10 protein-coding genes are annotated in these 11,822 nt (G+C 73.5%); 7 read left to right on the top strand and 3 right to left on the bottom strand.

Features of this window, described 5'->3' with window-relative positions; translation table 11 throughout:
* Positions 1 to 9: 9 nt before the first annotated feature.
* From ACIRSS_RS45310 to ACIRSS_RS45280, 7 genes are all read left to right on the top strand, one after another.
* Positions 10 to 291 (top strand): PAAR domain-containing protein, encoded by a 282-nt coding sequence (locus ACIRSS_RS45310; protein ID WP_364268765.1) that lies wholly within the window; start codon positions 10 to 12, stop codon positions 289 to 291.
* A 1-nt stretch (position 292) separates the two neighbouring features.
* A complete protein-coding gene (locus ACIRSS_RS45305; protein WP_400907172.1) occupies positions 293 to 703 on the top strand; it encodes a GPW/gp25 family protein in 411 nt (136 codons plus the stop codon).
* Positions 703 to 2,664: a putative baseplate assembly protein gene (locus tag ACIRSS_RS45300; RefSeq protein WP_400907169.1), complete on the top strand. Its 1,962-nt coding sequence runs from the start codon at positions 703 to 705 to the stop codon at positions 2,662 to 2,664. The genes ACIRSS_RS45305 and ACIRSS_RS45300 overlap by 1 nt, the downstream gene beginning before the upstream one ends.
* On the top strand, positions 2,661 to 3,200 hold the full coding sequence (locus ACIRSS_RS45295) for a phage tail protein (RefSeq protein ID WP_400907166.1): 540 nt from the start codon (positions 2,661 to 2,663) through the stop codon (positions 3,198 to 3,200). The genes ACIRSS_RS45300 and ACIRSS_RS45295 overlap by 4 nt, the downstream gene beginning before the upstream one ends.
* 3 nt (positions 3,201 to 3,203) lie before the next feature.
* Positions 3,204 to 4,181, top strand: a complete 978-nt coding sequence (locus tag ACIRSS_RS45290; protein WP_400907164.1) for a zinc ribbon domain-containing protein — start codon at positions 3,204 to 3,206, stop codon at positions 4,179 to 4,181.
* Positions 4,182 to 4,209: 28 nt separating this feature from the next.
* Complete coding sequence (locus ACIRSS_RS45285) at positions 4,210 to 8,259, top strand: translocation protein TolB (protein WP_400907162.1); 4,050 nt, start codon at positions 4,210 to 4,212, stop codon at positions 8,257 to 8,259.
* Positions 8,260 to 8,365: 106 nt separating this feature from the next.
* A complete protein-coding gene (locus ACIRSS_RS45280) occupies positions 8,366 to 9,685 on the top strand; it encodes a hypothetical protein (protein WP_400907159.1) in 1,320 nt (439 codons plus the stop codon).
* 6 nt (positions 9,686 to 9,691) lie between these two features.
* Here ACIRSS_RS45280 and ACIRSS_RS45275 read toward each other — a convergent pair whose 3' ends face one another.
* The 3 genes from ACIRSS_RS45275 to ACIRSS_RS45265 form a co-directional block, all read right to left on the bottom strand.
* Positions 9,692 to 10,318: a response regulator transcription factor gene (locus tag ACIRSS_RS45275; protein ID WP_400907156.1), complete on the bottom strand. Its 627-nt coding sequence runs from the start codon at positions 10,316 to 10,318 to the stop codon at positions 9,692 to 9,694.
* 96 nt (positions 10,319 to 10,414) lie between these two features.
* On the bottom strand, positions 10,415 to 11,065 hold the full coding sequence (locus ACIRSS_RS45270) for a response regulator (RefSeq protein ID WP_400907153.1): 651 nt from the start codon (positions 11,063 to 11,065) through the stop codon (positions 10,415 to 10,417).
* A 4-nt stretch (positions 11,066 to 11,069) separates the two neighbouring features.
* The gene (locus ACIRSS_RS45265; protein ID WP_400907150.1) at positions 11,070 to 11,744 is read right to left on the bottom strand and encodes a sensor histidine kinase; all 675 of its coding nucleotides are present in this window, start codon (positions 11,742 to 11,744) and stop codon (positions 11,070 to 11,072) included.
* Between the last annotated feature and the right edge of the window lie 78 nt (positions 11,745 to 11,822).

Genomic DNA, 11,822 nt, shown 5'->3' with positions numbered 1-11,822 from the left:
GGGAGCGACATGCCACCAGCCGCGAGGGTCGGCGACCCGACCGGGCACCCGGGCGTCATCGCCGGGCCGGGGGTGCCGACCGTGCTCATCGGGGGGATGCCCGCCGCGAACGTCGGCACGCTGCACACGTGCTCGTTCCCGCCGCCCGCGGTGCACCCGCCGACGCCGATCGCGCCGCCGGGCTGCCCGACGGTCCTGATCGGCGGCATGCCGGCGGCCCGGATGGGCGACCTCGCCGCCTGCGGCGCGCCGATCGTCATGGGCTGCCCGACCGTCCTGATCGGAGGTTGAAATGGACTTCCTCGGCCGGGGACTGGCGTTCCCGCTGCACACCGACGCGACCGGCTCGATCGCGCTGGTGGGCGGCGAGCGCGAGGTCGTCGAGAGCATCCGGCTGATCCTGGCGACCTCGCCGGGGGAACGCCCGATGCGGCCGGAGTTCGGCTGCGCGGTGCACGACCTCGTGTTCGCGCCCGCCGACGCGGCGACCGCCGGGCAGATCGCCTACGAGGTCCGCACGTCGCTGGAGCGCTGGGAGCCGCGGATCACCCTCGACGACGTCGTCGTCAGCTTCGACGCGGCCGACCAGGGGACGCTGCTGATCGACATCCGCTACCGCCTGCGCGGCACGAACGACCCGCGCAACCTCGTCTTCCCCTTCTACGTCATCCCGCCGCACGAGTCCATCGAGGACGGTGCGTGATGTCCCTGCCGCTGCCCAACCTCGACGACCGCCGGTTCCAGGACCTGGTCGACGAAGCCAAGTACCTGGTCCAGCGCAACTGTCCGGAGTGGACCGATCACAACGTCTCCGACCCCGGCGTCACGTTGATCGAGACGTTCGCGCAGATGGTCGACCAGCTGCTCTACCGGCTCAACCGGGTGCCCGACCGGCACTACCTGCGGTTCCTCGACCTGATCGGGGTCCGGCTGTTCCCGCCGGCCGCGGCGCGCGCCGACGTGACGTTCTGGCTCTCGGCCGCCCGGGACGTCCCGGTGGTCGTCGCGGGCGGCAAGCAGGTCGCGAGCGTGCGCACCGAGGTCGAGGACCCCGTGGTGTTCACCGTCGAGCGGACGCTGACCATCGTGCCGTGCTCGTTCGCGCACCTGGCGACCAGCACGTCCGGCACCGGCCTGCCGCCGGTCGACCGCACCGACGAGCTGCTCGTCGGCGGCGGTCCCGCGGCGTTCGCCGAGACCCCCGCCCCCGGTGACGCGGTCTGCTTCGGGCTGTCGGACGCCGTTCCCGGCTGCGCGGTGCTGCTGCGGATGGACTGCGAAGTCGAGGGCCAAGGCGTCGACCCGCGCGACCCGCCGTGGCTGTGGGAGGCCTGGGACGGCAGCGGCTGGGTGGCGTGCGAGGTGGACCGGGACAGCACCGGCGCGTTCAACCGCGCCGGGGACATCGTGGTGCACGTCCCGCCCGGGCACACGATGTCGGTGCTGGCCCGCCGGCGCGCGGGGTGGCTGCGGTGCCGGCTGGTCGAGGCCAAGGAGAACCAGCCGTTCTACCAGCGTTCGCCGCGGCTGCACGCGGTCGAGGCCTCGACCATCGGCGGCACGGCCACCGCCGTGCACGCCGAGATCATCCGCAACGAGATCGTCGGGACCTCCGACGGCACCCCGGGCCAGCGGTTCCCGCTCGGCCGGCCGCCGGTGGTCGCCGGGGACGGCGAGCTGGTCGTGGAGGTCTCGGGCCCGGACGGCTGGCAGCAGTGGACCGAGGTCCGCTCGTTCGCCGGCTCCGGCCCGGACGACCGGCACGTCGTGCTCGACCGGATCGGCGGCGAGGTCGTGTTCGGTCCCGCGGTGCGCGAGCCCGAGGGCGGCCTGCGCTACTACGGTGCCTTCCCGGCCAAGTCCGCCGCGATCCGCGTCCCCGAATACCGCTCCGGCGGCGGGCGGCGCGGCAACGTCGCCCGCGAGGTCCTCGAGGTGCAGCGGGACCCGATCCCGTTCGTGAGCAGCGTGGTGAACCGCCGTCCGGCGATCGGCGGGGTGGACGGCGAATCCGTGCAGGACGCGCAGGTCCGCGGTCCGCTGCTGCTGCGCACCCGCGACCGCGCGGTCACGGCCGAGGACTACGAGCAGCTCGCGCGGGAGGCGGCACCGGAGGCGGCGCGGGTGCGGTGCATCCCGGCGCACGGCTCCGACGGCCGCGAAACCGGCGCGATCCGGGTCCTGGTCGTGCCGGCGGTGCCCGACACCGGCGAGCTCGCGTTCGGCACCCTGATGCTGGACGCCGGCATGCGTGCCCGGATCGAACGCCACCTCGACGAACGGCGCTGCGTGGGCGCGCTGGTGTCGGTGGAGCCGCCGTTCTACCAGGGCGTCACGGTGGTCGCGCGGCTGCGGGCCCGGCGCCGGACGACCGCGGGCACGCTCGGCGCGCGGGCGACCCAGGCCCTCTACGACTACTTCAACCCGCTGCGCGGCGGCCCGGACGGCGACGGCTGGCCGTTCGGGCGTCCGGTGCAGTCGGGCGAGGTCTTCGCGGTGCTGCAACGGCTGCCCGGCGTCGAACTGGTCGAGGACGTGCGCCTGTTCGCCGCGAACCCGATCACGCGCGAACGCGGCGACCAGGTCGACCGGCTCGACCTGCCGCCCCAGGCGCTCGCGTTCTCGTTCGGGCACCAGGTGCGCGTGCGGGAGGCCGGCGCATGAGGACGGGGATCCCGGGGCTGCCCAGTGCGCACCCGCTCGGCGAGCAGCTGCCCGCCGTCTACGCCGACGACCGGTTCGTGCGGGGCTTCACCAGCGCGCTCGACGAGGTCCTCGCCCCGGTCCTGTCCACATTGGACAACTTCGCCGGCTACCTGGACCCGGGGGTGGCGCCCGAGGACTTCGTCGGCTGGCTGGCGCACTGGGTCGCGCTGCGCGTCGACGAGAGCTGGAGCCCCGAGCAGCTGCGGCAGCTGGTGACGCGCTCGGTCGAGCTGCACCGGTGGCGCGGCACCCGGCGTGGCCTGGCCGAGCACGTGGGGCTGCTGACCGGCGGCGCGGTCGAGGTGACCGACAGCGGTGGCGTCGTCGGCTCGCCGACGCCCGGCGCGCCGCTGCCGGACCCGGGACCGGCCTGGGTGCAGGTGCGGGTCCGGGTGCCCGGCGCGGCCCGGGTGGACCGGCGGCGGCTGACGGCGGCGGTCGTGGAGGCGGTGCCCGCCCACGTGCGGGTCGCGGTGGAAGTGGTGGAGGGGTAGCGGATGGTCATCTACGCGGAGTGCGGGCACCAGGGTCCCGCCGACGTCGAGTTCTGCGGCGAGTGCGGCCGGTACCTGAAGTGGGACGACGACGGCCCGGTCGCGGTGCGGGCGCAGCCGGTGGTGCAGCAGCAGGTCGTGCAGCCCGCCGAGCCGCTCGCCCCGGTCCGGCAGCCGGTGCAGCAGACCGTCGAGGACGAGGTCCTCCACCCGGGCGACCTCATCTGCGGCCGGTGCGGCAAGGGCAACGCGCCCACGCGCAACTTCTGCGGCCGGTGCGGGGCGTCGCTGGCCGAGTCCGAGGTCGTCAAGACGTCGTGGTGGCGACGGCTGTTCGGCCGGAAACCGAAGCAGCACAAGGCGGGCGAGCGGCCGGGCAAGGACGGCGTCCGCCGCCGGACCGGCCGGGCCGGGGCCGCGCGCCGGACCGTCGGCAAGGTGATCCGCCGGGCGGTCGCGGTGGCACTGGTGCTCTCGGCGCTGGTCTACGCGCTCTACCAGCCGTTCCGCGGGGCGATCAACACCGCCGCGACCGGACTGTGGAGCCAGGTCACCGGCATCTTCGAGGCCAAGCTCAACCCGGTCCACCCGGTCAAGGTGACCGCGACCGCGCAGGTCGCCGGGCACGCGGCACCACTGGTCACCGACAACGCCAAGAACACGTTCTGGGCGGCCCCGACCGACCGGGAACCCGCGCTGGTGTTCACCTTCGACCACCCGGCTGACCTGCGGAAGGCGATCGTCTACTCCGGCGACGCCGCGAACTTCCAGGCGGAGCACCGGCCGCAGAAGCTGCACCTGGTGTTCTCCACCGGCAAGACCTACGACATGGCGCTGGCCGACACGCCGGACGCCCAGGAAGTCCCGATCGAGAACAGCGAAGGCGCGACCAGCGTCGAGCTGCACGTGGTCGGGCTGCACCGCTCGCTCAACGGCACGGACGTCGCGATCTCCGAGATCGAGCTGTTCGAAGCCGGCTGAGTGATCGACAGCTTGGGGAGGACCGACCATGCGCGCGAACCGAGCGGTGGCGGGTGTCGCGGTCGTCGCGGTGCTCGGCGGCTGGGCGATCAGCGGAGCGCTCTCGCCGACCGCGGCGCAGGCACCGCCACCGGCGGCGCCCTACCGCATCGGGTACGTCAGCGAGGCCACCACCGGCCTGTTCCAGGCGACCGGTGACGGCGCGCAGGCGGCGTTGCCCCGCGGGACCGGGAGCGTCGACGCCGACGCGTCCGCCGGCACCGGGGGCGTCGTGTGGGTGAGCCACCGCGCCGCTTCGCCCGGGGGCGCCGAGCGGGACGGCGAGCTCTTCTACCTCGCCGACGGCGGGCGGGTCCCGGTGCGGCTCACCGCCGACGAGACCGTCGACACCCACCCCGCGCTCTCGCCCGACGGCCGCATGGTCGCGTTCGCCTCGGACCGCACCGGCAGCCGGAACCTGTTCGTGATCGGCGTGGACGGCCGCGGCCTGCGCCAGGTGACGTCCGGCCCGGCCGCCGACGACTCCCCGAGCTGGTCGCCCGACGGCACCCGGCTGGCGTTCAGCAGCACGCGCGACGACCCGGCCGGGGACATCTACACCGTCCCGGCCGCCGGCGGGGCGCCGACGCGGCTGACCGCGGACCCGGCCGCGGACACCCAGCCCGCGTGGGGGCCGGCGCGGATCGCGTTCACCACCACGCGCTTCCACCCGGCGGGCGACGTCGTGCTGATGGCCGACACGGGCGGCGCGGTCACCCGCGCGGTGCCCGACCCCGGCGACTCGGCCGAGCCGGCGTGGTCGCCCGACGGTGCCCGCCTGGCGTTCACGACCCACACGCCGGACCCGCTCGGCGATGTCAAGCAGGTCGCCGGCGGCCGCGTCTCGGTCATTTCGGCGCTGCCGGGCATCGGGGAGTCCGAGCCGACGTTCCGCGCGAACGGCCAGCCGGTGTTCACCGAGCTGCGCGGCGGCGGCAGCACCGACATCTGGAGCGCGGACGCGAGCGGCGGCGACCGCCGCGACCTCACCCAGCGCCCGGACGCCGACGAGTTCGACCCGGCGTTCTCCACCGACGGCACACTGCTCGCCTACACCCAGGCCGGCACCGGCGAGGTCAGGGAAACCGCGGTCATGGTGGCGAACGCGGACGGCAGCGCGCCCCGCGCGTTGACCGCCCCGACCGAGGGAACCAAGCGCGAGCGGCACCCGGCGTGGTCCCCGGACGCGACGATGATCGCGTTCACCGACACGGTGTTCGAGAACGAGAGCCCCCGCGATCTCGTCCGCATCGCCCGCGTCGCGGACGGCCGGCTGCTGGGCGAAATCCCGCTGCCGCCGTACTTGCGCGGCGACGATTCGCAGCCGGTGTGGTCGGCCGACGGAACGAAGATCACCCTCACCCGCGCGGCGACGCGGGTACCGCCGCCGGGACCGTCCAGAGTGGACCCGGCGGTGGTGGACATCCCCGTCGGCCGCGGCACTTCGGAGTCGATCGCCAAGACGGTGCAGACCGACCGCGTTCCGCCGCGGCCGGACATCGTGCTGCTGATGGACCAGACCGCCTCGATGGGCAAGATCCTCGACGAGATGAAGGGCAAACTGCACAACGTCATCGGCACCATCCACGACAAGGAGCCGGAGGCTCAGTTCGCGGTGGCGGCGTTCGGTGACCGGGGCGATCCCATCGAGCCTCCGGCGAACCCCGCGCCGCTCGGGCGGCTCTTCCAGGTCCAGCAGGATCTGATCACGGCCGACGACGCGGGCTCGACCAAGCTGGACGAGGCCTTCGCCCGGATCAAGCAGAAGGACGGCGACGACACCCCGGAGGACTGGATCTACGCGCTGCACAAGCTCGCCACCGGCGCCGTCCACTTCCGGGAGAACAGCAGCCGGATCATCGTGCTGGTCGGCGACGCCACCAGCCACGACCCCAGCGGCAACCCCGAACGCGACGCCGTCGCGACCCGCCTGTCGGCCAGTGCCGAGCTGCTGGGCGCGAAGATCAAGCTGGTCGCGGTGCCCGTGGTCACCGGCGGGAGCGCGAAAGATCCCGATTACGGGCTGGACCGCAAGCAGCAGGCGACCGACACCGTCCGCGAGGTCGGGGGCGTGGTCACCCAGACCAGTGACGAGAAGTCGGTCGCGGACGCCATCATCGCGGGCATAGGTGACCTGCCGGTCTCGGTGCTGCCGGTGCCGTCCTGCGACCCCAGCCTGACCCTCACCTTCGATCCCGCCGGGCCCCGGCGGGTGCCCGGCGGAACGCCCGCGAAGTTCGCCGAGACCGCCACCGTATCGGATTCCGCGCCGCTCGGCGCGCTGCTGCACTGCCGGGTGGAATTCCGGATCGACGGCGAGGACTTCGTGCGCGCCGGCTACACCGAAGACGTCACCGTGCGGGTCAAGGATCCCCGGCTGCCGCTGATCACCGTGCACGACAAGACCGTGCCCGGGACCGCCCCGACCGTCATCGACTACCCGGCGACCGCCGTCGACGCCGACCGCGAAACCACGATCACGCCCTTCTGCACCCCGTCCTCCGGCAGCCTGTTCCCCGTCGGGGCCACCACCGTCACCTGCACGGCGACCGGGCGGAACGGCACCGCCACCGAGACCGCCGTCATGGCGGTCGACCCGGGCGGGCAACGGCAGGAGCTGTGGCAGGCCGAGATCGCCCCGGCGCCCGACAGCGTCGTCACCGGGACCCAGCGGGACCTCTCACCGTCGTTCGGAGAGCCGTGCGGCACCGGGCGGCAGGCCTCGGCCGACGTGTCACCCGATGGCGCCACGATCGTGTTCCAGAACGACAGCCGGCTGATCTGCGCCGCCCCCGCCGGCGGCGGACCCGCGCGGGTCCTGGTGCAGAACGCCGGCTTCGTCGACAACCCCGCCTGGTCGCCAGACGGCAGACTCGTCGCCTTCGACAGCGCGCTCAGTGAAGCCCCCTCGAGCATCCGGGTCGTGCCGTCGGCCGGGGGTGCGTCCACGCTCCTGATCGACGGACCCGGCGGGGCGTCGCAGCCGGTGTTTCAGCGGATCGCCGACGTCGGGGTGAGCGCGACCGCCCTCCCGGCCGCGATCGCCTTCGGCGGCCTCACGACGTTCGAGTTCGTGGTCACCAACCACGGCGCCGCGGCCACGTCCGGGACCGGGCTGTTCGTTCGGCTGACGGCCGGGTTGCGCCCGCAGGCGCCCCTCACCACCGCCGGCACCTGCACACCCGAGCTGGTCTGCACGTTCGGCTCGCTCGCGCCGGGCGCCCAAGTACGGGTGCGGTTCAGCGCCGCCGGCGTGGTGGCCGGCCCGCAGGCCGCGACCGGCACGGTCACCACCGCCGGCGGGGACGCCGACGCGCGGGACAACTCCGCCACCGCGGTCGTCACCGTCGCCGAAAAACCGGCGCCACCGGTCACGCCGGGGTCGCTGTCGCTGGGGATGGCGGTGTCGGCGGTGCCGCTGTTCGTCGGCGGCGACGACGTCGTGCTGACCTTCCTGGTGCACAACGGTTCCGGCGCCCCGATGCCGGACGTCGGCCTGGCGGTCCAGCTGCCGCCGCCGCTGCCCGCGACGTCGGTGACGCCGGGGTGCGCGCCGAGCGGCGTCAGCTGCGCCCTCGGGACGCTCGCACCCGGGCAGACGACCGAGGTCCGGGTCGCGCTGGCGGCCAAGTCAGCCGTGGACGCGCCGGTGTCGGCCACGATCGCCACGACCGGGCCGGACACCACCGCCGCCGACAACACGGCGAGCGCGCGCGTGGTGATCCGGCAGCCGGTGGTGGCCGTGGACCCGGGGATCGGCCCGCTCGGCTTCGTGCCGCGCGTGACGGGCACGGACTTCCCGCCGGGCGCGACGGTCCGGCTGGCGTGGTCGGCCGGCATCTCGGCGACCCCGGGGCTGGTGGCGGTGGGCGCGGACGGGAAGTTCCAGACCCAGTTCCTGATCTTCCACCACGACCTGATCGGGCCGCGCACGGTGTCGGTGGCTCCGGTGATCGGGCCGAAGTTCCAGGCGGTGCGGTCGAATCCGATCCTGGTCGTCCTGCGCACGGAACAGCCGCCGTTCATCACCCGCGGCTGAACCGCGGGCTCCGGCGAACCGCTGCCCGTACGGGCAACCACCGGCGCACGGCCGCACACCCGTCCGCCGGTGCCGCACCGGGTGGCGGGCGCGGAGACTTCCCCGCATGGGAGCAACGGCGACGCTGTCCGAAGCCGGCCTGGTCGCGGAACCGGGCGAGGAGACGACCTGCTCGGTGACCATCCGCAACGCCGGGCAGGTCGTCGACCAGTTCGCGGTCGACGTCGTGGGCGACGCGAGTGGCTGGGCCACCGCGGAACCGGCGACGGTCAACCTGATGCCGGGGGAGACGGGCACGGTCACCGTGCGCTTCGCCCCACCGCGGTCCTCCGACGTCCCCGCCGGGACGATCCCGTTCGGGGTCCGGGTGTTCTCGACCGAGGACCCCGCCGGCTCGGTCGTCGAGGAGGGCACCGTCCAGCTCGGCGCGTTCACCGACGTGACCGCCGAGATCGTCCCGGCGAAGGTGGAAGCCGCTTCCAAGGCCGATTTCGAGGTCGCCGTCGACAACCGGGGCAACCGGCCGGTGGCGGTGGAGCTGAGCCCGCTCGACCCGGAGGACGAGCTGGAGTTCCGGCTCGAACGCGAGCGGGCCGACTTGGCGCCCGGCACGGCCGCGTTCCTCCGGATGCGCGCGAAGCCCCGGAAACGGTTCCTGCGCGGGCAACCCGTGCGGCACCGCTTCCAGGTGTTCGTCACCGCCGACGGCGGCGAGCCGCTCAAGACCGAAGGCACCATGGTGCAGCGCCAGCTGCTGCCCAAGTGGCTGCTGCCGGCGCTCGCCGCGCTGCTGGTGCTCCTGCTGGCCCTGGTGACGCTGTGGTTCACCGTGCTGCGGCCGGCGGTGAAGTCCGCCGCCCGGGAAGCCGCCCAGGAGCAGAACCAACAGGTCGTGAAGGCCGCGCAGGACGCCGGCGCCGGGGCCGATCAGGCGAAGAAGAACGCCGACCAGGCCAAGCAGAACTCCGAGCAGGCGATGAAGGCCGTCGGCCTGACCCCGCCGGGCGAGAACACCGGCGGGGGTACCGCCAACGACGGCACCACCCCGAGCCGGGTCAACGCCGCCGCCGGGACACCGACGGACTTCCGGGTGGCCGCGGACGCGAACATCGACTCGAACGTCAACCGGTTCGCCGAGTTCCCCTACACGATGCCCGACCCGAACAAGACGCTCGTGATCACCGACCTGATCCTGCAGAACCCGCGCGGGGACACCGGAACCCTGCGGCTGCTGCGGGATTCCGGTGGCACCAAGAGCGTCCTGCTGGAGGTCGGCCTCGCCAACTTCCGCGACCTCGACCACCACTGGCTGCAGGCCTGGCGGTTCCAGCCGGGGGAGAAGATCGTGCTCGCGGTCAGCTGCCAGAACCCGGGCGACCGCGGCCACTGCACGCCGTCGGTGTCCTTCTCCGGCCGGGTCGAGTAGGCGGTGTCAGATCAGGCCTTCGCGCATGGCGAACGCCACCGCGTGGGCGCGGTTGCGCAGCTGGAAGCGGTTGGTGATGTCGTGCAGGATCGACTTCACCGTCCGCTCGGAGTAGCTCAGCTGGTCGGCGATCTCCTTGGTCTCGAAGCCGTCGGCGACCAGCCGCAGCACCCGGGTCTCGCGCTGGGACATCCCGGCGAGGTCCCACCCGTTCGGGTGCAGCACGTCCCGTTGCAGGCGGGACACCCGGGACAGCAGGCGGCCGAGCAGGTCGGGCGGCAGCGCGCCGTCGCCGGCGGCGGCGGTCTTGACGAGCCGGACGAGGGTGTCGGGCGTGGCGTCGGCCCGGCGGATGATCGCCGACACGCCGTTGCCGACGACGTCGAGCAGTTCCGAGTCCTCCACTTCCCCGGCGACCAGGACGATGCCCGCGTGGCTGGCGCACTGGAGGCTGCGCAGCAGCTGCCGGGCTTCCTCGTTGAGGCGTTCGACGATGACCAGCACCACGGCGTGGTCGCCGCCGTCCTCGTCGGCGAAGCGGATTTCGGGGCGTGACCGCAGCGCGGCGGTGACGCCCGCGCGGGTGATGGTGTCGGTGGCGTGCAGCAGCACCGGAACCTGGTCGGTGATCATCGGTGAAGCCCTCCCTCGGACGATGTCGGTTCCCAGGATCGGGGGTGCGGGGTCCCGCCGAACAGGGAGGAGGAGTCCCGACCTGTCCCGCTTTCCTTACTCCGATCGGGCAATGCCGGCTTCTCTGGCCTTGGCGATGGCTTGGGCGCGGTCGGTGACCCGGAGTTTGCGGAAGATGTGGGAGACGTGGTTGCGCACGGTTTTCTGGCTCAGCACCAGCTGGTCGGCGATCGAGGCGTTGCCCATGCCGCGCGCGATGAGCAGCATGATTTCCTTTTCGCGCGCGGTGAGCCGCGGGAACGATTCGTCGCGCGGGGTCGCGGTGCCCAGCAGGGACAGCACCCGGGTGGCGATCGCCGGGCTGAAGATGGCTTCGCCGTCGCCGATCACCCGGACGGCGCGGATGATCTGCTCGTTGCGCGCGCCCTTGAGCAGGTAGCCGCGGGCGCCCGCGCGCATGGCGGCGAACACCGCGGCTTCGTTTTCGAACATGGTCAGCATGAGCACGCCGGTGTGCGGGGCGGCGGCGACGATCCGACGGGTCGCTTCGACGCCGTCGAGGTCCGGCAGGTTCAGGTCCATCAGGACGACGTCGGGTTCCAGCCGGTGCGCCAGTGCGACGGCAGTGTGGCCGTCGGCGGCTTCCCCGGCGACCTCCATGCCGTCGGTGCCGTCGAGCAGCGCGTGCAGCGCCGCCCGGAAGACGGGGTGGTCGTCGACGACGAGGACGCGCAGGGTGCCGAACACGGCGTCACGCCTTGGCGAGCGGGAGCCAGGCGGCGATCCGCGTGCCGCCCGAGGGAACCGGCTCGACCCGGCAGCCGCCGCCGAGGTCGCCGGCGCGTTCGCGCATCGACCGCAGCCCGGTCCCGCCGAGCGTGGGCAGTGCCTCGCCGTCGGTGCCGACCCCGTCGTCGACGATCTCCACGTGCAGGTCACCGTCTCGGGGCCAGAGGTGGACGGTGCACTGGCGGGCACCGGAGTGGCGGGCGACGTTCACCAGGGCCTCCCGGATGATCCGGTACGCGGTGACTTCGACTTCCGCGGCCAGCGGCGGCAGTTCGGCGTGGACCTCGACGTCGACGCGCAGCGGGCCGTGTTCGGCGGGCACCCGGTCGGTGAGCGCTTCGGCGTACCGCCGCACGGCCAGGACGAGCCCGGCTTCGTCGAGCGCCGGCGGCCGCGCGTCGGCGACGATGCGGCGCAGGTCGGTGATGGCGCGGTAGAGCTCGTCCTCGAGCCGCGCCAGCAGATCCCCGGCGGCCACGCGGTCCCGGGCGATCAGGTCCCGGGCGGCGCGCAGCCCGAGCACGGCGACGGCGAGCGTCGGCCCGAGGCCGTCGTGCAGATCGGTGAGCACCCGTTTGAGCCGGTCTTCATACCCGGCAGGAGCAACGAAGTCGGCGACGACGAACGTCCGGCGCATTTCCACCCCCCGTCCGGCGGAACGGACCGAGCTCCCGGGCGCAAGGCGGAGAGCCGGCTCGTGCGGGCGGCCCAACCG

Source organism: Amycolatopsis sp. NPDC101161, from assembly GCF_044768185.1.
In the GTDB taxonomy this organism is placed as follows: domain Bacteria; phylum Actinomycetota; class Actinomycetes; order Mycobacteriales; family Pseudonocardiaceae; genus Amycolatopsis.
This window is presented reverse-complemented; position numbering and strand designations above follow the sequence as displayed.

What these genes read in the sequence shown, in the direction of transcription:
- ACIRSS_RS45310 (WP_364268765.1), top strand. Translation starts at nt 10, where the DNA reads ATGCCACCAGCCGCGAGGGTCGGCGACCCGACCGGGCACCCGGGCGTC.
- ACIRSS_RS45305 (WP_400907172.1), top strand. Translation starts at nt 293, where the DNA reads ATGGACTTCCTCGGCCGGGGACTGGCGTTCCCGCTGCACACCGACGCG.
- ACIRSS_RS45300 (WP_400907169.1), top strand. Translation starts at nt 703, where the DNA reads ATGTCCCTGCCGCTGCCCAACCTCGACGACCGCCGGTTCCAGGACCTG.
- ACIRSS_RS45295 (WP_400907166.1), top strand. Translation starts at nt 2,661, where the DNA reads ATGAGGACGGGGATCCCGGGGCTGCCCAGTGCGCACCCGCTCGGCGAG.
- ACIRSS_RS45290 (WP_400907164.1), top strand. Translation starts at nt 3,204, where the DNA reads ATGGTCATCTACGCGGAGTGCGGGCACCAGGGTCCCGCCGACGTCGAG.
- ACIRSS_RS45285 (WP_400907162.1), top strand. Translation starts at nt 4,210, where the DNA reads ATGCGCGCGAACCGAGCGGTGGCGGGTGTCGCGGTCGTCGCGGTGCTC.
- ACIRSS_RS45280 (WP_400907159.1), top strand. Translation starts at nt 8,366, where the DNA reads ATGGGAGCAACGGCGACGCTGTCCGAAGCCGGCCTGGTCGCGGAACCG.
- ACIRSS_RS45275 (WP_400907156.1), bottom strand. Translation starts at nt 10,318, where the DNA reads ATGATCACCGACCAGGTTCCGGTGCTGCTGCACGCCACCGACACCATC.
- ACIRSS_RS45265 (WP_400907150.1), bottom strand. Translation starts at nt 11,744, where the DNA reads ATGCGCCGGACGTTCGTCGTCGCCGACTTCGTTGCTCCTGCCGGGTAT.